Genomic DNA, 23,437 nt, shown 5'->3' with positions numbered 1-23,437 from the left:
GACTAGATGTGGAGCCTCAAGAGGTTGTCTCGGTTCATGCCGAGTCGACTGATCGGTGTTTTTGACTTTATGCCGCCATGCGGACGGTGCCAATTGTACATGTGGTTCCAGTTCGGCAGATGCCGTTTTCGGTGCTCTGAGGATGGATAGGCGCGCGCATAGGCCCATTCGCGCAATGCTGTCTGGATGAAGCGCTCGGCCTTGCCGTTTGTCTTTGGCGTGTAAGGTTTGGTACGAATATGTTTCAGATGGAGCGCCTTGCAGGCTTTCGCGAAATCCCCGGCAATGTAGCACGAGCCATTGTCGGTCATGACCCGCTTCACCGTGATGCCGAGGCTTTGATAATAGGCGACTGCCGCCTTGAGAAATGCGACGGCGCTTTCAGCCTTCTCGTTGGGCAAGATGTCAGTGAATGCGATCCGGGATGCATCGTCGATACACACATGCACATATTCCCAGCCGATGCCGCGTGAATTGCTCTGGCCGGTCCTGTCGCCTGTGATGCGGTGGCCGACGCGATTAAAGCGGCCAAGGCGCTTGATGTCGAGATGGATCAGGCCGCCCGGCTCGTCATATTCGTAACGCACGACCGGTTCGGCTGGAGCAATGTCCTTCATCCGGGACAAACCGACCCGCTTGAGAACGCGGCTGACGGTGGCCGGTGACACGCCTGTCTCCATGGCGATGTGCCTGCCGGTCAGGCGCTGACGACGAAGGGCGGCAATGCGCTCGCACAAGATGGCATCGGTCTGCCGGGGACTGCTCCTGGGCCGCGACGACCGGTCAGCCATTGCAGCGCGTCCACCCTTTCTGAAGCGCTCGACCCAACGAGACACGATCTTGTGGGAAACGGCATAGACTAAAGCCGCCTGCGCTTTCGTGAGCGCGCCAGACAGAACGGCAACAGCCATCTCCTCTCGACGCAGCGGGGTCAGTCGGGCATTCTTGTGAATGTTCATTCGGAGCCTCCGGTGAGTGCTGAAGCGTGGTAACTCCAGTCTCCTCGGTACGCTCCGAATGGACAACCTCCTGAAAGCCCACAACTAGAGCGCCGTGCGTCCATTCGGACGCACAAAGGACGCTCTAACCTATTTTATCTACGCATCGTGCTTTCCGAAAATCGATTCCGATTTTCGGGCCGATGCGCTAGAGCTTGGAATCTCGAACACGCTCTAACCTTTTGTTTTCCGCTCTGCGTTTCCTTGCCTCCGGACGGAAAACGGGTCTCCACTTTTTCTGGACGCGCTTTAGGCTGTTGCGAATCAGAGATGCTGTTCCGGGACCCTTCCATCCGAGTGTTCTATCCGCCACGAGAAGGGACGGGCCGCTGGATAAGTCCACGTTGACTTTTCGACCGCTTCCGTCTGCCGCAGTGCCTGGGCGATGCATGTTTCTTTGTGCGCCAAAGCTTACTTGAATTCCGTCAAGATACCGATTTATATGCAACCGGAAATAGCGCCTGAAAAAGAGGCAGTCTCGAGGTGAGACATTTTGTCGCAGTCCGAAACCGGCCGTGGTCAGTGAACCCGAATTTCGGTCTTACGCTTTCAATCATTCGATTGGCCACGATGGCGAAAAGTGCCCGTATCGCGGGCGTTCTGTCTTTGATGCAAGTCAATTTCGGAAGTTTATTCTTTAAAAAACACAGGTTTATAATTTCGCAAATAATTCATCTGACGTTCATAAAAACTGGCCTAGGTCACTTGCCCAAAGCGCGAGTTTGAATTAGTCACCCCCGCAAAAGTGGCAGGTCACAAGACGCCACGCGGGTCTCCATAACAATAAACACGCGCCTGAAAATTTTGCGAAATTGCACTTTAACAGTGTGATAGCGCTATCAATCGGCAGCATTGAAGGAGCAGTCTCATGGACGCAATCATTGTCGACAAGAATGATGGTTCTCAGCATCGTCAGTCGGTCCTTAATCTTCAACTTGACGAGGCGTCTGTTGTAAAACTCCCGATCGCGCCGGAAAGCGTCGTTTCGTTCGAACAGAACGGCGATGACCTCGTCATTGTTACCGCCGCCGGCGAGACCATCGTCATCGGCGATTTCTTCGTCGACTTCGATGACGAGCGCAACGAACTGGTCCTCGTTGACGATGACGGTATCGCCTGGTGGGGCCAGTATTCCGGCCCGTGGAGCGATTTCGCCTTCGCCGAGATCGGCGCAAACGGCGCATCGCCCTTTCCCTTTGGCGCTCTTGGCGGACTCGGCGCCGCGTCTGCAGGCGGTCTGGCCTTTTCAGGCGGCGCCGGCGAAGAAGCGGTCGCCACCGAATTCCCGGTTCTTGATGTCGAAGCCGTCGCCGACAATCCGGCCGCCGGCCATGTCACCGTCAGCGGTCGCAGCTCCGGGGACTATGTCGTGATAACCTATCCGGACGAGAACGGCGAGACGGTCGTATCCGATCCGATTCCCGTCAACGACGACGGCAGTTGGACCCACGATATCCCACGTGAGGGAATTGACGAAGGTGATGTCGATTTCGTCGGGATCGTCACGGACGAAAACGGCAATCCTGTTGTCGATGGTGACGGCAATCCGATTTCCGATACGGAGACGGCGACGCTCGACCGCACCGGCCCCGAGGTCGGCGTCGTCATCACCGACAATGGCCAGGATGGCGAACTGGTGCTGACCTTCTCGCCGGATACGGATCGCGCAAGCTTCGACCCGGCTGCCGATCTGGCGCTTGAGAATGCCGATCTCGGCACGGATGGCGCATGGTCGGAAGATGCCGACGGCAATCAGGTCTGGACGGTCACGATCACGCCGACCGGCAATGGCGAGGTGACGGCCACCGTCGCCGACGGTTCCTACACGGATATGGCCGGCAATGAAGGTGAGCAAGGCACAGACAGCGAGAGCTTCGATGTCGACGGTCCCTCCGTCGCGGTCGATATCGTCAACGAAGGCCAGACCGGCACGGTCACCTTCACCTTCTCGGAAGCCGTGACCGGCTTTGAGGCCGGCGATGTCTCCGTTGCCAACGGCTCGCTCTCGAACCTCGTCAGGATCAACGACACCACCTGGACCGCGACGGTGACCCCGGCCGCGACCGGCGATGTCACGGTTTCCGTGGCCGACGGCTCCTATACCGACCTTGCCGGCAATGCCGGTTCGCAGGGCTCGGATGTCGAGGCCTTCGACCGCACCGCCCCCGAGGTCGGCGTTGTCATCACCGACAACGGCCAGGATGGCGAACTGGTGCTGACCTTCTCGCCGGATACGGATCGCGCAAGCTTCGACCCGGCTGCCGATCTGGCGCTTGAGAATGCCGATCTCGGCACGGATGGCGCATGGTCGGAGGATGCCGACGGCAATCAGGTCTGGACGGTCACGATCACGCCGACGGGCAATGGCGAGGTGACGGCCACCGTCGCCGACGGTTCCTACACGGATATGGCCGGCAATGAAGGTGAGCAAGGCACAGACAGCGAGAGCTTCGATGTCGACGGCCCCTCCGTCGCGGTCGATATCGTCAACGAAGGCCAGACCGGCACGGTCACCTTCACCTTCTCGGAAGCCGTGACCGGCTTCGATGCCGGCGATGTCTCCGTTGCCAACGGCTCGCTCTCGAACCTCGTCAGGATCAACGACACCACCTGGACCGCGACGGTGACCCCGGCCGCGACCGGCGATGTCACGGTTTCCGTGGCCGACGGCTCCTATACCGACCTTGCCGGCAATGCCGGTTCGCAGGGCTCGGATGTCGAGGCCTTCGACCGCACCGCCCCGACGGTCGGCGTTGTCATCACCGACAACGGCCAGGATGGCGAACTGGTGCTGACCTTCTCGCCGGATACGGATCGCGCAAGCTTCGACCCGGCTGCCGATCTGGCGCTTGAGAATGCCGATCTCGGCACGGATGGCGCATGGTCGGAGGATGCCGACGGCAATCAGGTCTGGACGGTCACGATCACGCCGACGGGCAATGGCGAGGTGACGGCCACCGTCGCCGACGGTTCCTACACGGATATGGCCGGCAATGAAGGTGAGCAAGGCACAGACAGCGAGAGCTTCGATGTCGACGGCCCCTCCGTCGCGGTCGATATCGTCAACGAAGGCCAGACCGGCACGGTCACCTTCACCTTCTCGGAAGCCGTGACCGGCTTCGATGCCGGCGATGTCTCCGTTGCCAACGGCTCGCTCTCGAACCTCGTCAGGATCAACGACACCACCTGGACCGCGACGGTGACCCCGGCCGCGACCGGCGATGTCACGGTTTCCGTGGCCGACGGCTCCTATACCGACCTTGCCGGCAATGCCGGTTCGCAGGGCTCGGATGTCGAGGCCTTCGACCGCACCGCCCCCGAGGTCGGCGTTGTCATCACCGACAACGGCCAGGATGGCGAACTGGTGCTGACCTTCTCGCCGGATACGGATCGCGCAAGCTTCGACCCGGCTGCCGATCTGGCGCTTGAGAATGCCGATCTCGGCACGGATGGCGCATGGTCGGAGGATGCCGACGGCAATCAGGTCTGGACGGTCACGATCACGCCGACGGGCAATGGCGAGGTGACGGCCACCGTCGCCGACGGTTCCTACACGGATATGGCCGGCAATGAAGGTGAGCAAGGCACAGACAGCGAGAGCTTCGATGTCGACGGCCCCTCCGTCGCGGTCGATATCGTCAACGAAGGCCAGACCGGCACGGTCACCTTCACCTTCTCGGAAGCCGTGACCGGCTTCGATGCCGGCGATGTCTCCGTTGCCAACGGCTCGCTCTCGAACCTCGTCAGGATCAACGACACCACCTGGACCGCGACGGTGACCCCGGCCGCGACCGGCGATGTCACGGTTTCCGTGGCCGACGGCTCCTATACCGACCTTGCCGGCAATGCCGGTTCGCAGGGCTCGGATGTCGAGGCCTTCGACCGCACCGCCCCCGAGGTCGGCGTTGTCATCACCGACAACGGCCAGGATGGCGAACTGGTGCTGACCTTCTCGCCGGATACGGATCGCGCAAGCTTCGACCCGGCTGCCGATCTGGCGCTTGAGAATGCCGATCTCGGCACGGATGGCGCATGGTCGGAGGATGCCGACGGCAATCAGGTCTGGACGGTCACGATCACGCCGACGGGCAATGGCGAGGTGACGGCCACCGTCGCCGACGGTTCCTACACGGATATGGCCGGCAATGAAGGTGAGCAAGGCACAGACAGCGAGAGCTTCGATGTCGACGGCCCCTCCGTCGCGGTCGATATCGTCAACGAAGGCCAGACCGGCACGGTCACCTTCACCTTCTCGGAAGCCGTGACCGGCTTCGATGCCGGCGATGTCTCCGTTGCCAACGGCTCGCTCTCGAACCTCGTCAGGATCAACGACACCACCTGGACCGCGACGGTCACGCCCGAAAAGGCCGGGGGCGATGTCACCGTCACGGTTGCCGACGGGAGCTATACCGACACGGTGGGCAATCTCGGCTCCGAAGGCGCGGATACCGAGGGCTTTGCTCGCACCGCGCCGCTCGCCAATGACGACGATATGAGTCTGACGCTTGCCGGCGACGACTTCAAGAGCGACGGGAATTTCAACATCGCCTTCGTTCTCGACTTCAGCGGCAGCGTCAACAACACAGAAGCCCAGGCCATGCTGAGCGCGGTCAAGACGGCGGGGCAGGCCTTCTTCGAGGGCACGACCGGCGACGTGCAGATCCAGCTTGTGGCATTCTCGTCGGACGCGCGCTCCACCGTGTCGTTCACGAGCTATGATGCCTTCGCCGCCCAGGTCGACGCATGGTCGTCGAGCCGTCCCTATAATGGCGGGACCGACTATACGGCCGGAATTCAGAAGACGATGGAGACCTACGCGCCGCTTGACGGGTATGACAACCGCGTCTTCTTCATGAGCGACGGCGAACCCACCGAGCAGACGCAGCAGCACTGGGGCAATAATGGCTGGCAGGTCGACCACTCGCTAACCAGCGCCACTGCCGCCGCCTGGGATGATTTTGTCGCGGACAACGATATCACGGTGCAGACGGTCGGCATCGGCCAGGGCATCAGCGTGGAACGCCTGCAGGATGTCGATCAGGCCGACGGCGACAATCACGTCGTGGAAGTCTCGAACTTCGACGTTCTGGTCGACTCGCTGCTCGATCTGCTCAAGGAGGTCGATGTGTCCGGCAACGTGCTGCACGGCGCCGACGGTGTCGCGGGCACGGCGGATGACGATCTTCTGGGGATCGACGGCGGACGCATCCTGTCGATCGCGGTCGATGGCGAGACCTACACCTATGATCTGAACGGCATCACCGACAGCCACGGCGAGGCTGCGGGCACCGGGTCCATCCTCAACGTGGAAACCGACCAGGGCGGCAAGCTGATCTTCGACTTCGAGACCGGCGACTGGACCTACAAGGCCGACGCCGAGACGGGCGCCGGGCTGGAAACCTTCGACTATGTCCTGACGGATGACAGCGGCGATACCAGCGCGGCTTCCCTGACGATCGACGTTCAAAGCGATATGACCGGCGCCGCCGCGCGCGGCATGGCTTTCGACAATGGCGATACTGAGAACCTTTCCGTCGAAACGCTCGGCCTTGCCGCGCTCGATGCAGAGCCGACAGGCGAGGATGCCGCTCCCGTGGATGCGGCGGAGGACATCGGGATCTCCAGTCTCGTCTATGAGGACACGAACGAAAGCCTTGATGCCTATCTGCCCGAGGAAAGCCACGCGAGCGCGGCGACCGACGGGGGATCCATCGCCGATGCCGGCACGTTCAGCGTCGACCTCGACGAACTCGACGATCACGCCATGCTGGTGGGGTGATCCCCCGTCCCCTGTCGACAAGGCATTTGCAGCAGCCGGGGCCATGCCCCGGCTGCAGAACTCCGTTCCTGAAAGCCGTGCACGCCGATGAATATCCACATCAACAAAGATCGCGATCAAGGCGGCGAGGCCGAGCTTGAAGCCGGGGCCGTTTCGGCCCGGTGGATCGAGGCGCTGCTGACGGTCGCCGCTCACTACCGGATCGACTGTTCGCCGGAACAGCTTCGGCTCGCCGATGCCTGGGACGGCCACGGCGACAGGAAAGGGCGGTTCGGCAGGCTTGCGCGCCAGGCCGGCATGGCCGTCAGGTTCATCGACACGGATATCAGGAAGATCACGCAGATGCGCCTGCCGGTCATTCTGGTCTTCAGGGATGGCCAGGTCGCGGTCGCAGGCAAGCGCAATGGGGAACACTTCGCGCTGACCTTTTCGGGCGATGGCGGTCTTGCCTCCGATACCGCAATCGGTGCGCTTGCAGATCGCATCGAACTCGTTGCGGTCATCCGGCCGGCCGGCGGCATGCCGGACGGACGGATCGACGCCTATATCGAACCTTACAGCAAGCACTGGCTGCGTTCGATCGTTCTGTCCGATCTCAGGCCCTATGTCTCGATCATGCTGGCGTCGCTTGCGGCCAATGTCCTTGCGCTCGCCAGCGTCATCTTCTCCATGCAGGTCTATGACCGGGTGGTGCCCGCGCAATCCTATCCGACGCTGTTCGTGCTCGGCGGCGGCGCGCTTATCGCTGTCATATTCGCTTTCGTGATGCGCCAGATGCGCATGAAGATCACCGATGTTCTGGGCAAGCGCGCCGACCTACGCATCTCCGACAAGGTGTTCGGCCATGCGCTGAGGGTCAAGAACACGGCCCGTCCGCAGGCAACCGGCACCTTTATCGCCCAGCTTCGCGAGCTGGAGCACGTGCGCGAGATGATGACCTCGTCGGCGATTTCGGCGATTGCGGACATTCCCTTCTTTCTTCTGTTCTGCGTGATCTTCTGGTGGGTCGCCGGCAATCTGGTCTGGGTGCCGGCCGTGGCCGTCGTGCTTCTGATTGCGCCCGGCATCCTGTCTCAAAAGAAGCTGCACCGGCTTGCCAAGGCCAATATGCGCGAATCCGCGCTGCGCAACGCCATGCTGGTCGAGGCCGTCCAGGGGCTTGACGATATCAAGCTCTTGCAGGCCGAGGACCGGTTCCAGAACCACTGGAACCACTACAATGCGGTCAACGCCGACAGCGGCATGAAGCTGCGCGACCTCGTCGGCACGCTCGGCAACTGGACGCAAACCGTTCAGGGCATGGTCTATATCGCCGTTGTCGCGGCCGGCGCGCCGGCGGTGATGTTCGGCGACATGACGACGGGCGCGCTGGTTGCCGCCGCCATGCTGTCGACGCGCATGCTGGCCCCGCTTGCAAGCGTGACTCAGATTCTCAATCGCTGGCAGCAGGCCAAGATCGCCGGCGAAAGCCTCGACAAGATCATGATGCTGCCGGTCGATCATCCCGAGAATGCAAAGCGCATTCACAAGCCGGTTATCGAGGGCGACTTCCACTTCAAGAATGCGGTCTTTGCCTACGAGAAGGAGCCGGTTCTGACCATCGACGAACTGAAGATCGCGGCAGGTTCGAAGATCGGCATCATCGGACGCAACGGCGCCGGCAAATCGACCCTGCTGCAGGGCCTTTCGGGGCTGATGGAGCCGCGCTCGGGCACCGTGCTGGTCGATGGCGTCAATATCAGCCATGTCGATCCCGCTGACCTTCGTCGTCACATTGGTCTTGCCGGCCAGAATGCGCGGCTGTTTTACGGCACGATCCGCGAAAACCTATGCCTCGGCGCGCCCAGTGCTCGCGACGAGGAACTGATTGAGGCCCTCGAACGCACTGGCGCCTGGGAATTTGTTCGCGCCACGCCCGAGGGCCTCGATCGGCAGATACAGGAGGGCGGCATCGGCCTTTCCGGCGGCCAGCGTCAGGCCATCATTCTTTCGCGTCTGCTGTTGCGCGAACCGTCCGTGGTCCTCCTCGACGAGCCCACCTCGGCGCTTGATGAGACGGCCGAGCAGAAGGTGCTCGCGGCCCTTGGCGCACTCGGCGCGGGCACCACGCTGCTCGTCGCGACGCACAAGCCGTCGGTTCTCACCCTCGTGGACCGGTTGATCGTGGTGTCCAACGGCCGGATCATCATGGACGGCGCGCGCGACAACATCCTCGCGCGCCTGCGCAAGGGCGAGGCGACCGCTGCAACCAGGCGCAGGGAGGGCGCGAAGTGACCTCGAGCGCTTATGATGATCTGATATCCGGCGATGAGATGAGCGCCAGCGGCGCGAGCCGGATCGTGCTTGTGCTGACGCTCGTCCTCGGCGCCTTCTTCGCCTGGGCCTATGTTTTTTCGGTCGAGGAAGTGTCCTCCGGGCCGGGAACGGTCGTGCCGCTTTCGCACGAACAGATGATCCAGTCCTTCGACGGCGGCATCCTCGCCGAACTCGATGTCAGTGCCGGCGACATCGTCGACAAGGGGCAGGTGCTCGCGCGGCTCGATCCGACCCGCGCCCAGGCCGAATACGACGAGACCGCGGCGCGCTATCGGGCCTCGCTCGCGCAGGCCGCGCGCCTTCAGGCCGAAGTGACCGGCGCAGAAGCCGTGCACTTTCCCGAGGCGCTGGATGGCTATCCAGAACTCAGGGCTTCCGAGGAAGCCTTGTTTGTCGCGCGTCAGGGCAGCTTCCGTGAATCGCTCGCCGATATGGAAGCGGACATGGCGCTGATCGACGAGCAGCTCAGGCTGACGGCGCCTCTGGTGGAGACGGGGGCGGCGAGCAAGGTCGAACTGATCAGGCTGAAGCGCGATCGCGGCGATATCAAGCTGAAGATGGACGACCTGCGCGCCAGATACGTCATCGAAAGCGGCGAGAAGCTGGCCGAGGCGCAGGCTGAGGTCCAGTCCCTTCTGTCGACGCTCCACGGGCTTGAGGACACGATCGATCACACGACGATCCTTTCGCCGGTTCACGGGATCATCAAGGACGTTGCGGTGACGACGATCGGCGGCGTCGTGTCTCCGAACGGCGCGGTCATGACCATCGTGCCGCTCAATGACCAGTTGCTGATCGAAGCCCGTATTTCCCCGCGCGACATTGCCTTCATTCATCCGGGACAAGAGGCTCTGGTGAAGATCACAGCCTATGACTATTCGGTCTATGGCGGGCTCGAAGGCACGGTCGAGAGCATTTCGCCCGACACGATCCGCGACGAGATCAATCCGGAAAATCTCTACTATCGCGTCTATATCCGCACGGCCTCGGACGCGCTCGAGAACGCTTCCGGCAAGCGCTTTCCGATAACGCCCGGCATGATCGCCACCGTCGATATCAGAACAGGCGAGAAGACCATCTGGGACTATCTCGTCAAACCCCTCAACCGGGGCCGGGAAGCCCTGCGCGAGCGCTGACCACCCGCCTGCGGGAAGGCCTCGACATCAATCCAAAACCCAAAAGGAGACTGAAATGCTGAAGACGATTTCCACCGCGGCGCTGGCCGGCCTCATCACCTCGGGCGCCGCGTTCGCCGGAATGCTGGACGTGCACAATCCGAAGATGCGGTTCGAAAGCGTGGCGCCGTCTCTGACGGAGCTTGACGCCTATTTCGTGCGGAACGGCAAGCCGGTAACCGTCGATCTCGTCCGCCAGGTGGAGATCGGCGTCGGCCAGGACAAGGTCGCCGCGCTTCTGGGCGAACCGATCAAGGTAACGCGTCGCGGCAACAAGGCGACCTGGGATTACAACCTCAAATTCGTGACGGCTGACGATGGCGAACTCGTCTGCCAGTACAAGGTTCTGTTCGGCAATGCACAGCAGGTTGACGAGACCGTCTGGCGCAGGCCGCAATGCCGCGAACTGATGGTCAGCCGCAACTGAGTTGTAGGGTTGTATTTTTCCGCCTATGTTACCATAGGTAATGATTCGTCGCTTTCCCGCAGCAATCTGTGCCTGTGTTCCGCTCGGGGGCAAAATCGCAGATGTGAGACATATGCCTTGAGGAACGCCTCAGCGCATCATGATGTGGAAATGCAGTGAAAAATCGGAATAGGCACTGTGCGGCGACCGCCGCACAGATGTTGTCGTTCGCGCTTCTTCTGGGTCTGTCGACCGCCCTTGCAGGCTGCTCGACAGCCGGAAGCGGACGGCCATCGGTCTCGTTTGAAGACAGAACCGGCGCGATCCGGGAGGAGCGGCCGGAGGTGGAGCAGCCTGCGGATATAGCCGCTGCGGGTCAGAGCCTTGACGGGCTGGTAAGGGTTGCGCTCTACCAAAGCCCGCAGATGCTGGAACGCGCGGCGACCATCCGCGAGGCGACGGGCAATATCAAGGTGGCCAAGGGCGGTTATTTGCCGATGGTCAGCGGCGGCGTCACGGGCGGCGTTGGCGATGCCGACGGTCCGTCCTTTGTCCTGTCGGCAAACCAGATGCTGTTCGATTTTGGCAGGACCGACCGCAAGGTCGCACGCGCCGATATCGCGGCGCAGGAGGCCGTTCTGCAGTTTCAGAGCGACGCTGACGCCGTCCTGATGGATGTTCTTGAAGCCTATGCCGAATTCAGCCGCTACCGCGACAATGTCGCTATCGGCGAGGAAAGGGTGAAGCGCCTGAGCGCGTTGAACGATCTCATCGGGCAGCGCGCGACGGCAGGCGCGACCACCCAGTCGGACGTGCTGGCGGCGGCCAACAGCGTCGAGCAGGCCCGCCACGACCTTCTCGAGATGAAGTCGGAGCGCGACAGGGCGGCCAACCAGCTTCGTGAATATGCCGGGCCTGCCGCGGTGAGCCTGAAGTCCGAACTGCTGGACGCGCTCGGGACCTGCACGCCGTCGACGACGATTGCTGGCAGCCTGCCCGACATAGCGCTGGCGAACCTGAAGGTCGCGCAGGCAACGCTTGACTATGAGGATGCCCGGAAGGCGCGCCTGCCCGGAATTGCCGCCGAGGCCTACGGTCGCCAGCCGCTCTATGATGAAGGGTTTCGCGTCGGGGTGAACTTCAATGTCCTGCCGACACTGTTTCAGGGCGGCGCCATCGAGGCGGCTCGTCAGGCCGCAGAAGAGGCCGTGGCGGCCGCCGAGGCCAGTCTCGACACGATGCGCAGAAAGGCGACGCTGGAAGCGCTCGATGCCGGGACCGAGATGGCCAATGCGCGCGAACTGATTGCGTCCTCCGGGACGCAGACCCGGCTTCTTGACGAAACCAGAACGCTTTACAGAAGCCAGTATTTCGATCTGGGAACCCGCAATCTGACCGATCTCCTGAATGCGGAAGAAGATTATTATGACGCGCTTATCGCGCGCAGCGACAGCGAGCGCGATCTCGACGTCGCTCTCCTGCAGTGCCATCTTGTCAACGCCACCCTGCGCGCGGCGCTGGGCCTTTCGCAGTTTACGCTGTACGGCTTTCCCATCGACGGCTTCGCAATCGATGTCGGCGGGGAGCCGGCGTCAATCGGCGAGGCAGGTCCGTCCGACGCGTCCTGACGCCACCGATTGTCGGAGGGACGGCTTGCCGGCGATGGTGCGCCGCGGCCGGCTTGTGGTCGGACCAATATCTTGCGCTCGCCCGGTGGTCATTATCTCCCGCGCGTTCCTGAACCGGAAAGGCTTTGAAAAAAGGGTGAAGTCCATTGCGCCTCTTTTTCTGCGTGCGTCTTGACAGACAGACGGCTTTCTTGTCTGGTCTGTCCAGATGGAGGCGCGCCGCGCTTCGGACGATCCCTGTTCCAGGCGTTCGCGCGGCTTTCCCTGCAATACGGAGGAGAGACTGCATGGTGAGGTTTGCGGCCGTGGGCATCGACCACGGGCATATTTTCGGACAGGTCAAAGGGCTGATCGCGGCCGGCGCGGAGTTTGTCGGCTATTGCGAGCAGACGACGGCGCCGGCGCTGATCGAAACCATGCGGGAAACCTATCCCGATACCCCCGTTCTGGACCGGGATGCGATCTTCGCCGATCCCGAAATTGACGTCATCTGCATCGCCGCGGTTCCCGCAGACCGGGCTGATCTGGCGATCCGCGCCATGGAGGCGGGCAAGGATGTGATGGTCGACAAGCCGGGGGTGACCTCGCCGGAGCAACTTGAGGCCGTGAAGGCGGCGGTTGCCGGGACCGGACGGATCTTTTCCATCTGTTTTTCCGAGAGGCACTGCGTGCGTTCCGCCGTCAAGGCCGGCAAGCTGGTGCGGGAAGGCGCGATCGGCACGGTCGTGCAGACGCTCGGCATGGGGCCGCACCGCAAGCAGTTCGACACGCGCCCGGACTGGTTTTTCAGGCCGGAGCGTTTCGGCGGCATCATCGTCGACATCGCCTCGCACCAGATCGACCAGTTCCTGTTCTTCACCGGCGCGCGGAAGGGCGAAGTCGTCGCTTCCAGCATCGGCAATTTCGGCACCCGGGAAGCCGCCGAATTCCAGGATTTCGGCGAAGTGCTGCTGCGCAGCGACCGCGCCTCCGGCTATATCCGCGTCGACTGGTTCACGCCCGACGGCCTGCCCACTTGGGGCGATGGCCGCCTGACCATTCTGGGAACCGACGGCTATATCGAGCTTCGAAAATACATCGATATCGCCGGCCGGGACGGCAAGGATCATCTCTTCCTCGTCAACAAGGCGGGCGTCGAATATATCGATTGCTCGCAGGAGCCGATCGAGTATTTCGGCCGTTTCATCGCGGATGTGCGGGACAGGACCGAGACGGCGATGACCCATGACCATGTTTTCGAGGTCTGCCGCCTGTCCCTTGAGGCCCAGGCCAGGGCTGCCGACATTTCCCCGCGATAGACGGGTTCAGGAGAGACGACTGCCATGACAAGGAAATTTCGTGTCGCCGTGATCGGCGCGGGCATTGCCGAGCGCCATCTCACAGGTTTCGGATGGAATGCGGACCTGTTCGAGGTGCCGGTGCTCTGCTCGCTCGACGAGGATCGCGGCCGCGGCCTCTGCGAGAAATACGGCATTCCCGAATATGTCCAGAACGCCGAAACCCTGTTTTCGCGCGACGACATCGATATCATCGACATCTGCACCCCGCCGCACAGTCATTTCGATCTCGCCCGCCGGGCGCTCGAGGCGGGCAAGCACGTCATCTGCGAAAAGCCGCTGTTCGGTTCGGTTGCCGATGTCGACGCGATGGCCGAGATCGCGAAAGCGACCGGCCGCACGATCATGCCGATCTTCCAGTATCGCTATGGCATGGGCCTGCAGAAACTGAAGCGGCTGGTGGAGCTTGGCCTGACCGGACGCGCCTTCATGACCACGATCGAGACCCATTGGTGGCGCGCGCCGGACTATTTTGCCGTCGACTGGCGCGGCAAGTGGAAGACCGAGCTTGGAGGCGGCCTCGTCGGCCATGCCATCCATGCCCATGACATGCTGAATTACATCCACGGACCCTGCGACGAGGTCTTTGCCTATGGCGCGACGCTCAACAATGAGATCGAGACCGAGGATACGATGGCGCTCGCCGTCAGGATGAAGAACGGTTCGCTCGCGGCGCTTTCGATGACGCTCAACTCGCATGAGGAGATTTCGCGCCTGCGCTTCTGCTTCGAGAATGTGACGGCGGAGAGTATCCACGAACCCTATACGATGGGTCGCGATCCCTGGCGCTTCATCGCGAAGGACGAGGCGCACCAGAAGCTGGTGGAGGCGGCATTCGCCGAAATGCCGAAAACCGAGGACGGCTACACCCGCCAGTTCGAATTGTTCTATCATGCGCTTGCGGAAGGCGGCGCGCCGCCGGTAACGCTTCAGGACGCGCGCAATTCTCTGGAACTGGTGACGGCGGCCTACCATTCCGACCGGAGCGGCCTTCCTGCGCCGATGCCGATCACGGCAGACCATCCGCTCTACCGGTCGTGGCTGCCTGAATTGGGATAGTCCGGCCGTGGCGGAGAACCGAGAGGGCGAAGAAGAAGGCACGGGCGGCGGCCGCAAGGTGCGCCTGCTCGCCGCCAAGCGGCTCTATCAGGTCGTCGCGCGACGGATCGCGCGGATGATCGAGGAGAATCAGGGCCGCCCCGGCTGGCACCTGCCATCCGAACGCGAGCTTGCCGAACAGCTGGAGGTCAGCCGCACGGTCGTGCGCGAGGCCGTCATCGCGCTTGAAATGCGCGGCATTGTCGAGGTTCGCGGCCGCGCCGGCATCGTCGTGCTGCCGGCCCATGTCAACGCACTGTCCTTCGACGCGCTCAACACCGATATCGGACCGGGTCCTTTCGAGCTTCTGGAGGCACGGCTGGCGCTGGAGTCGAGTGCGGCGGCTCTCGCGGCCGAACGGGCCACGCGCTACGACATCATGGAACTAGAAGAATGCATCGAGCGCATGCAGCTTGAGACCGACGAGGTGTTCCTCAACGAGAAAGGCGACCGTGAATTTCACCTGACCATCGCCAACATGACCGGCAACGCGATCATCCTGTCGATGATCCAGGCGCTCTGGGACCAGCGGGACACATCGCGCATGTGGAGCCGCGTGCATCGTCACATCCATGCGCCGAAGGTTCGCGCCTTGTGGATCGGCGATCACTACGCCATCGTGGCCGGCCTGAAGATGCGCAACGGCGAGGCCGCGCGCCACGCCATGGAACGTCATATCAACAATGTCACGGATGAGCTCCTGCGGGCCGATGAGCTTGGCCGCTTCTCATCCGGCGAAGCGGAAGAATGAGGAGGTGTGAGCGCCCATGCTGAAGGGTTTCGAGCATGTCGGCATGACCGTCAGCAACATCGACAAGAGCCTGAATTTCTACGTCGATCTGCTCGGCCTGAAACTGGTCGTCCGTCGCTCCGGCGACGAGCGCTCCGATGGCGCGCCGATCGACCGGCAGCGGGCGGGCCATCAGCTCTGCTTTCTGGATGCCGGCAACGGCATGCTGGAGATCATGGGGCCTGCAACCGGCGCGCTCAAGGCCGAGGATGTCGCCGCCGGCCGCGCCGGCCTTCGCCACCTGACCTTTCGTTTCGACGATCTCGAGGCGCTTTACGCAAGGCTGGAAGCGGCCGGCGTGGAAATGGTGGAAGCCCCGCGCCAGGCCTATAACCGCGACATCATCAGCAAGGTCGCCTTCTGCCGCGATCCCGACGGCATCCTGATCGAGCTCGTCGAGCGCTGAGCTTTCCCGAGCGCATCGGCCCGAAAATCGGGATCGATTTTCGGGCCGATGCGTAGATTCAATAGGTTAGAGCGTCCTTTGTGCGTCCGAATGGACGCACGGCGCTCTAAATGCACGTGCCGGTTCCCGGGACGCGGGACCGGCCGTTTTCGCCATGCGGGCTGCCCGATGCCCTCAGAGCATGCCGGCGGCGCGCGGCAGCCAAAGGCTGAGGCTCGGGATGAAGGTGAGCGCGAGCAGCATGGTGATCAGGATCGCCATGAAGAACCAGGTCTCCCGGATCATCTCCGACAAGGGTATCCCGTTCAGTGCCTTGATGATGAACAGCAATATCCCGTAGGGCGGGGTGATCAGCCCGATCATCATGTTGAAGACCAGCACGATACCCAGATGGTTGAGATCGATGCCGAGCGCTGCCGCCGTCGGGATGAAGAGCGGCGTCACCACCAGCATGATCGTCGATACATCGAGAATGCAGCCGAGCAGCAGGTAGAGGATGTTGAGCAGGATCAGAAACTGCCAGGTCTCCAGCTGGAAGCTCTCGAACAGGTGGAAGACCGCCTGGGGCACCCGCTCGACGGTGATCACGTAATTGAAGATGAAGGCGCCGCAGAGCACCATGGTGACGACCGCCGTGGTCTTCATGCTGGCGACCACCACGTTCCAGAAGGAGCGCAGGCCAAGCACCCTGTAGGCGAAGACGGCGAGCAGCAGGGCATAAAGCGCAGAAACGGCGGCTGCCTCGGTCGGGGTGAAGATGCCCGAATAGATGCCGCCGAGCAGGATGATCGGCATCAAGAGCGCCGGGAAGGCGCGGATGATGATCAGCGGCAGGGCGCGGAACGGCACGGCCTGTTCGATCGGAAAACCGCGGACCTTGGCCATGATGCCGACGGCAACCGCCATGACGGTGCACATCAGGATCGCCGGCACGACGCCGCCGAGGAAGAGTACGCCGACCGACGTCGATGAGATCAGCGCATAGAACACCATCGGGATCGACGGCGGGAAGATCGGCCCGACGACCGCGGAGGCGGCCGTCAGCGCGCCGGCGAATCCGCGCGGGTATCGGCCCTCCTTCATCATCATCTCGGTGATGATCTTGCCGACGCCGGCGGCGTCCGAGATCGCCGATCCGCTCATGCCGGAAAAGATCAGGCTGGTGAAGATGTTGACCTGGGCCAGGCCGCCGGGAAGCCGGCCGACGACGGCGAGCGCGAAGTCCAGCAGCCTGTCGGAAATCTTGCCCTCGTTCATCACATTGGCCGCGAAAATGAAGAGGGGCACGGCAAGCGCGACGAAATTGCCGAACACGCCATTCAGCACGTTCTCGGCGGCAAGCCCGACATCGCGGCCGGCCAGAAACAGGTAGAAGATGCTGGCGACGATCATCGAAATGCCGAAGGGCAGCCCGGTGATGGTGATCGTCACCATGATGACCAGCATGACGATCAGCGCATGCTCGGAAAGAAATGCCATGTCAAAAGTCCCCCGTCAGATCTCTTCGGTCCATCTGGGCCCGAAAAGACGCATGAGCCGCCAGATTGCCTGCACGGTAAAACCGAACAGGAACAGCAGGTAGCAGCCATAGACCAGGTTCATCGGAATGCGGAGAACCGAGCTCTTCTTGCGTGTCAGAAAATCGAGATAGTCCCAGGTATAGGGGATCAGCAGGGCGAAGGCGGCGATGAGCATGACCATGGAAAACATGGTGAAAAGCCGCCGCGTGCGCTCCGGGACGATGTCATAGACAACGTCGAAGGAGACGTGCTCGCGGATCGGCACGCAAAACGCCGCCGCCCAGAAGACCGCCCAGACGAAGGCGATCATGGTGAATTCCTCGGTCCACAGAAGCGGCCGGTTCATCACGTAGCGGTAGAAGATCTGGATGATGAAGCCGACAAAGGCCGAAAGAAAGAACAGGGCGCCGATCGTGTCCGCGACGCCTTTTAGAAAAATGCCCCACTTTCGCAGGGCATGGGCTTTGTCTCGGGCCGCCATGGCGGATCACTCGGCCAGCTGGTTGATCTGTTCGATCCAGCCTTCGGGCCAGTCGGCCGCGCGCGGCGAATTCATGTAGGCCTCCTGGACATGGGCGCGGAACGCGTCGACATCCGGCGTCGTGACCACGAGGCCTTCGCCTTCGAAGAAGGCAACGAGGTCCTGTTCCACCTTCACGCGCTCGGCATTGTTCCAGTCGCAGGCCGCCTTGGCGGCCTTGGTGACGGCTTCCTTCTGCGCGTCATCCAGTTCATCCCAGAAGATGTTGGAGACGGAGAAGTTGATCGCATCGACAAGATGCGAGGTGAGCGTGATCTGGTCGGTGACTTCGTAGAACTTCGCCGCCTCGACGGTCGGCAGCGGGTTGTCCTGGGCATCGATCGTGCCGGTCTGCAAGCCGAGATAGACCTCGCCGAAGGGCAGCGGCGTCGGGTTGGCGCCGAGCGCCTGGCCGAGGAACAGCCATGCATCCGAGCTCGGCATGCGCAGCTTCACGCCGGCAAGATCGTCCGGCGTCTGGATGTCCATCTCATCGCGCAGGTTCAGCTGGCGCGTGCCGAGATAGCAGGCGTCGAGAAGCTTGATGTCCATCTCGTCGGAGACAGTCTGCTTGAACTCCGTTCCGATATCGCTTGCCAGGAAGGCGCGGTAGTGTTCCGGGCTCTGGAACAGGTAGCCGGCTGTCAGAAGGCCGTATTGCGGCAGCGCGTCGGCAATCAGCTGGTACGACACATAGGTCATTTCCGCGTTGCCGCGCTGCAGAGCGTCGAGATCGGCGCCCTGGCCGAACAGAGAGCCCGAATCATAGATTTGCACGTCGAACGTGCCGGGCATTTCCTTTTCGATTTCTTCAGCGAAGACGTGCAGCGCCTTGGTGTGCAGGTCGGTCGGCACGCTCGGCACGGTCATCTTCAGTTCGATCGGATCCTGGGCCAGAGCGGGCGTCGCGATGAATACGGAGCACAGCAGAGCCTTGGCGATAAGTGACTTCTTCAAAATCATTCCTCCCTAAACGTCAGGTCAGCCGGGCTCCTCATGTAGCAAAATGTCCCGGCGGGCAAAATGGACTTTACGGGTTTCGATCACTGATGTAAATACTGATTGTATCAGTTGTAGGATAAAGCATCTGACCAATATGCGGAAAGGAATATCATGCTGGCGGACAGTGATCTCAGAGGCGTTGTGGGGGCGTGCGTCACGCCGGTGACGCCCGAATTCGAAATCGACGTTCAGCGCCTCAAGTCGCATATGGAATTCGTGCTTGCCGAAGGCTGTTCATTCGTTTCCGAATTCGGCACGACGGGCGAGGGGGCTTCCTTCTCGACCCGCCAGAAGGCGGCCGCCCTGCGCGCGCTCGCCGCAGCCGGAATGGATATGAAACGCCATATCCCGGGCGTTGTTGCCTCTGCCGTCGATGAGGCCGGCGGCATGCTTGCGGCGATCGCGGATGTCGGCGCGCGGGCGGCGCTGGTCATTCCGCCCTATTATTACACGCCGTCCTCCAGCGAGGCAGTTGCCGACTTCTATGAGGCGATGATCAGGCGGGCCGGATCACCGGATATCGAGATCGTGCTTTACAATTTTCCGCATTTCTCCGGCGTCACATTCGATGTGCCGCTGGTTGAGGTCATGCTGGAGCGGTTCGGAGAACGCATCATCGGCATCAAGGATTCCACCGGCAACCTTGCCGACGGCCTGAAGCTGATCGAGGCTTTCCCGCAATTGTCGATCTTCACCGGCGATGACCGGATCCTGCCGGAAATGGTTGCCGCCGGCGGCGCTGGTATGATCGGTGGTATGACAAATCCCTATCCCGCTGATACAGTAAGGCTCTATTCCGGGCCGGTTACCGATGCGTTGCGCGTTCGGGCCAGTCGGCGGATCGAGGCCGTGGATGCGCATGGCGGCGCCACGGCGCTGAAGGCGCTGGTTGCGGAAATGCGCGGCGACGATGCATTCCGCCGAACGGTGCCGCCGCTTTCGCCGGCCGGTGCGGACGTCACGCAGAAGGTTCGCGTCGCGGACGAGCCGGTTGCCGGATGAGACGCATGCTTCGGCGTGGTGGCAAAGCAAGGAGGAACGGGCGTGATGAAACAGGGTGCGGCCGAGGCCGGTCAGGCGGGCGTCAAGGACGCCGCCTACGACCTTTTTCAGGATGCGCTGATGAGCGGGCAGCTCAGGCCCGGGCAGATGGTCTCCCAGCGTGCGCTGGTGGATATGCTGAACCTTTCGATCGGCGCGCTGCGCGAGCTTCTGCCGCGGCTTCAGGCCGAGGGGCTCGTCAGCGTGCTGCCGCAGCGCGGCATCCTGATCCCGGCGATCGATCTGTCTATGATTCGCAACACGTTCCAGATGCGCGCGGCCCTTGAGCGCGAGGCGGTGATCCACGCGGTCAGAGAGATGTCCGATGCCGTGCTTGAAAGTCAGCGCAAGCTGCATACGGATATCGTCGAGGCGGTGAAAAAGGCGCCGACGCCGGAGCTTCTGGCGCGCGGCCAGGAGATCGATACCGGCTTCCACAACCTGCTGATCTCCGCCACCGACAACGAGCTTTTGCGCAATGCCTACAACATCAACGCCATCCGCATGCGCCTGATCAAGCTCGACCGGATCCGGCTCAACGAGACCGTGCTGCCGGAAGCTTTCGGCGATCACCTGGCGGTGATCGACGCCATCCAGAAACGCGACCGGATCGCCGCCATCGATGCGATGGACAAGCATGTGCGCAATGCCCGAAACCGCGCGCTTCAGCTTTGAGATCATTCACGAAATCCGGGGAGCAGAGAGATGCTGAAACCCTTGAACCTGCGCGTTGCGGCCCTTGAGGACGCAAGCGGGCTGAACGGCGAATTGCCGCGCTTTTCCTGGAGCGTGAGCGGCGATGCGAAGGCGCAACAGGCCTTCCGGGTGGTCGCGGGCAGCAACCTTGATGACCTCGCGGAGGGGCGGGGCGACCTCTTCGACAGCGGCAGGCGAGAGGGCAGTTGGCCGGGGATGGTCTGGGACGGCGCGCCGCCCGCCTCCGACCGCGCCGTCTGGTGGTCGGTCGAGCTTTGGGACGAGGACGGGCAGGGCTCGGGCTTCGCTCCGCCTGTCCGTTTTTTCACCGGGCTTCGGGCCGAGGACTGGGAGGCGGAGTGGATCGCGCGTTATTTCGTGCTGCCCGCCGGCCGCGACGTGCCGCAGGGCAACCGCTACGACAACCGGTTTCAGGCGCGGCCTGCCGATTATCTGCGCCGGGCCGTGGCACTGGACGAAAAGCCGGTGCGCGCCCTTGCCTATGTGACGGCGCTCGGTCTCTACGAGTTTTTCATCAACGGCGCCCGCGTTGGCGACCACGTGATGGCGCCGGGCTGGACGGATTATCACAGCCGCGTCGAATACCAGACCTTCGATGTGACAGACATGTTCGCTGCCGGCGAAAATGTCATCGGCGCGATCCTCGGCGAGGGCTGGTATTCCGGCCGGATCGGCCATAACCAGCGCCGCGCCGGCAACCATTACGGCGGCCGCCCTGCCTTCAAGTGCCAGATCCATCTGCAATATGCCGATGGGCGCGTCGAGAGGGTCGTCAGCGACGGCAACTGGCAGACGGCGCAAGGCCCGATCCTCTACAGCGATTTCCTGGCCGGCGAGGCTTATGACGCGCGGCTGGAGATCGACGGCTGGAACGCGGCCGGCTTCGATGCCGCCTCCTGGCAGCCTGTCGAGGCCTTCATCCCCGAGCCCGGCGCGCCGCTCCTTGATGCACAGCGCGTGCAGCCCGCCCGCGAGGTGGCGCGGTTCGAAGGTCGCTTCCTCCACGAAAAGGACGGCATGCGGATCTATGATTTCTCGCAAAACCTTGCGGGCTATGCCGAACTCAGGGTGAAGGCTCCGGCAGGCACCGTCTTCCGCCTGCGCTTTGCCGAGCGGCTGACCGAGGATGGCGCGCTCTACCTCGAGAATATGCGCTACGCGGTGAACGAGGATATCTACATCGCCGGGGGCAAGGGCGAGGAGGCGTTCAAGCCGCGCTTCACCTTCCGGGGCTTCCAGTATGCGGGTCTCGTCATCGAGGGTGCGGCGGAGAGCGAGCTGGAAATCACCGCGATCGCCATCCAGACCGACACCCCGGTGCGCGGAAAGATCGAAACCGGCAACCCGCTGGTCAACAAGCTGTTGTCGAATATCGTCTGGGGCCAGCGCGGCAACTTCCTGTCGGTGCCCACCGATTGCCCGCAGCGCGACGAGCGCTATGGCTGGTCCGCGGATGCGCAGGTGTTCTGGCGCACGGCCGGCTACAACATGGATGTCGAGGCCTTCCTCAACAAATGGATGGTGGATCTTGCCGACGGACAGTCGCCGGAGGGAGCCTTTCCCGATGTCGCCCCGACCAAGCCGCTCAATCCCTATCGCCTGACCCCGCAGCCCGGCGCCCCCGGCTGGGGCGATGCCCCCATCATCATGGCCTGGCACCATTTTCTGCGCTACGGCGACCGGGAGCTTCTCGTCGGGAACTACGACCGTTTCGTAGCATGGATGGAGTATATCGAGGCTGCCAATCCGGACGGGCTGCGCGTCAACCGCAACAACAACAATTACGGCGACTGGCTGAATGTCGGACCGAAGACCGATCCCTTCCTGGTGGCGAGCGCCTACTGGGTGCATCTCGCCGACCTGATGGAGAAGATTGCTGGCGCGACAGGGCGGGACAGGGCTCGCTGGACGGCATTGGGCACGCGCCTGCGAGAGGCCTTTGTCGAGGCCTATTGGCGCGACGGCAGGCTGATCTCCGATACGCAGACGGCCTATCTCCTGGCGCTCGACTTCGCCATCCTGCCCCAGGGCTTGCGCGGCGCGGCGGCCTCTCGCCTCAAGGCGCTCTTCGAGGCGGCGGACTGGCACCTGCAGACAGGTTTTCTCGGCGTGCGCCATGTCTGCCCGGTGGTTGCCGATCATATCGGGTCGGCCCGCGCCGTCGATCTCTTGCTGAAGGAAACCTATCCCTCCTGGGGTTTTTCGATTGCCCACGGCGCAACGACCATCTGGGAGCGCTGGGACGGCTGGACGCCTGAGAGTGGTTTCCAGAGCCCGAACATGAATTCCTTCAACCATTATGCCTATGGCGCGGTCGGCGAGTGGATCTGGTCGCGTCTAGCCGGCATCGACTGGAGCGCTGCGGGACCGGGCTACGGCCATGTTCTGGCGCGCCCGGTCTTCGATCGTCGCATCGGCCACGTCACGGCGGCCTACGAGGCGCGCACGGGCATGGTGGAAAGTCGCTGGCGGATCGACGGAGACGCCGGCGCATGGGATCTGGTCCTGCCGCCCTCCGTTACGGCGGATGTCGAACTGCCGGAGGGACTTGGCGCCGTGACAGTCGACGATGCGCCGTTTGCGGGGCGTCATCTTCACCTTGCCTCCGGACCGCATCGCTTCCGCTTCTTCCTTCCCGGCTGATTTTTTTCCGAGCGCTGTCTCTGTCCGCGCGACGGCGGCAAACGCAGGGTCCGGCAACTTG

Annotated in this window: 16 protein-coding genes; 12 read left to right on the top strand and 4 right to left on the bottom strand. The window is 62.5% G+C overall.

Annotated features, from left to right (window positions below; genetic code table 11):
- Positions 1-2 precede the first annotated feature (2 nt).
- Positions 3-959: an IS481 family transposase gene (locus AZF01_RS14405; RefSeq protein WP_061449600.1), complete on the bottom strand. Its 957-nt coding sequence runs from the start codon at positions 957-959 to the stop codon at positions 3-5.
- 907 nt (positions 960-1,866) lie between these two features.
- On the opposite strand from AZF01_RS14405, the gene AZF01_RS14400 reads away from it, so the two are divergent.
- From AZF01_RS14400 to AZF01_RS14360, 9 genes are all read left to right on the top strand, one after another.
- Positions 1,867-6,777, top strand: coding sequence for an Ig-like domain-containing protein (locus AZF01_RS14400; RefSeq protein WP_061449700.1), 4,911 nt, complete (start codon positions 1,867-1,869; stop codon positions 6,775-6,777).
- 87 nt (positions 6,778-6,864) lie between these two features.
- Positions 6,865-9,051: a type I secretion system permease/ATPase gene (locus AZF01_RS14395; protein WP_024706949.1), complete on the top strand. Its 2,187-nt coding sequence runs from the start codon at positions 6,865-6,867 to the stop codon at positions 9,049-9,051.
- Positions 9,048-10,229 (top strand): HlyD family type I secretion periplasmic adaptor subunit, encoded by a 1,182-nt coding sequence (locus tag AZF01_RS14390; protein ID WP_024706948.1) that lies wholly within the window; start codon positions 9,048-9,050, stop codon positions 10,227-10,229. The genes AZF01_RS14395 and AZF01_RS14390 overlap by 4 nt, the downstream gene beginning before the upstream one ends.
- A 55-nt stretch (positions 10,230-10,284) precedes the next feature.
- Complete coding sequence (bamE, locus tag AZF01_RS14385; RefSeq protein ID WP_024706947.1) at positions 10,285-10,695, top strand: outer membrane protein assembly factor BamE; 411 nt, start codon at positions 10,285-10,287, stop codon at positions 10,693-10,695.
- A 155-nt stretch (positions 10,696-10,850) separates the two neighbouring features.
- Entirely contained in the window at positions 10,851-12,302 is a 1,452-nt protein-coding gene (locus tag AZF01_RS14380) for a TolC family protein (protein ID WP_152534459.1), read from the top strand.
- A gap of 287 nt (positions 12,303-12,589) precedes the next feature.
- Positions 12,590-13,600 carry a Gfo/Idh/MocA family protein gene (locus tag AZF01_RS14375; RefSeq protein ID WP_024706945.1) on the top strand — a complete coding sequence of 337 codons (1,011 nt, stop codon included), beginning with the start codon at positions 12,590-12,592 and terminating at the stop codon, positions 13,598-13,600.
- A 24-nt stretch (positions 13,601-13,624) separates the two neighbouring features.
- Positions 13,625-14,698, top strand: coding sequence for a Gfo/Idh/MocA family protein (locus AZF01_RS14370; RefSeq protein WP_024706944.1), 1,074 nt, complete (start codon positions 13,625-13,627; stop codon positions 14,696-14,698).
- A gap of 7 nt (positions 14,699-14,705) precedes the next feature.
- Positions 14,706-15,488 carry a FadR/GntR family transcriptional regulator gene (locus tag AZF01_RS14365; RefSeq protein WP_024706943.1) on the top strand — a complete coding sequence of 261 codons (783 nt, stop codon included), beginning with the start codon at positions 14,706-14,708 and terminating at the stop codon, positions 15,486-15,488.
- A 16-nt stretch (positions 15,489-15,504) separates the two neighbouring features.
- Complete coding sequence (locus AZF01_RS14360; RefSeq protein ID WP_024706942.1) at positions 15,505-15,933, top strand: VOC family protein; 429 nt, start codon at positions 15,505-15,507, stop codon at positions 15,931-15,933.
- Between the two features lie 174 nt (positions 15,934-16,107).
- Here AZF01_RS14360 and AZF01_RS14355 read toward each other — a convergent pair whose 3' ends face one another.
- Genes AZF01_RS14355 through AZF01_RS14345 form a run of 3 tightly spaced genes read right to left on the bottom strand, consistent with a single transcriptional unit; the run spans position 16,108 to position 18,930 of the window.
- Positions 16,108-17,412: a TRAP transporter large permease gene (locus AZF01_RS14355; protein ID WP_024706941.1), complete on the bottom strand. Its 1,305-nt coding sequence runs from the start codon at positions 17,410-17,412 to the stop codon at positions 16,108-16,110.
- A gap of 15 nt (positions 17,413-17,427) precedes the next feature.
- Positions 17,428-17,934, bottom strand: a complete 507-nt coding sequence (locus tag AZF01_RS14350) for a TRAP transporter small permease (RefSeq protein ID WP_024706940.1) — start codon at positions 17,932-17,934, stop codon at positions 17,428-17,430.
- Positions 17,935-17,940: 6 nt separating this feature from the next.
- Complete coding sequence (locus AZF01_RS14345) at positions 17,941-18,930, bottom strand: sialic acid TRAP transporter substrate-binding protein SiaP (protein ID WP_244435512.1); 990 nt, start codon at positions 18,928-18,930, stop codon at positions 17,941-17,943.
- Positions 18,931-19,086: 156 nt separating this feature from the next.
- Between AZF01_RS14345 and AZF01_RS14340 the strand changes: the two genes are divergently transcribed.
- From AZF01_RS14340 to AZF01_RS14330, 3 genes are read left to right on the top strand one after another with little or no spacing between them, the layout of a single operon-like run.
- A complete protein-coding gene (locus AZF01_RS14340; RefSeq protein ID WP_024706938.1) occupies positions 19,087-19,977 on the top strand; it encodes a dihydrodipicolinate synthase family protein in 891 nt (296 codons plus the stop codon).
- A 45-nt stretch (positions 19,978-20,022) separates the two neighbouring features.
- Complete coding sequence (locus AZF01_RS14335; protein WP_036236202.1) at positions 20,023-20,691, top strand: GntR family transcriptional regulator; 669 nt, start codon at positions 20,023-20,025, stop codon at positions 20,689-20,691.
- 30 nt (positions 20,692-20,721) lie between these two features.
- On the top strand, positions 20,722-23,376 hold the full coding sequence (locus AZF01_RS14330) for an alpha-L-rhamnosidase (protein ID WP_024706936.1): 2,655 nt from the start codon (positions 20,722-20,724) through the stop codon (positions 23,374-23,376).
- Positions 23,377-23,437: the final 61 nt, after the last annotated feature.

It is taken from the genome of Martelella sp. AD-3 (assembly GCF_001578105.1).
Taxonomy (GTDB): Bacteria; Pseudomonadota; Alphaproteobacteria; order Rhizobiales; family Rhizobiaceae; genus Martelella.
Note: the sequence above shows the minus strand (reverse complement) of the source record. Positions and strands in the feature narration are given on the sequence as shown.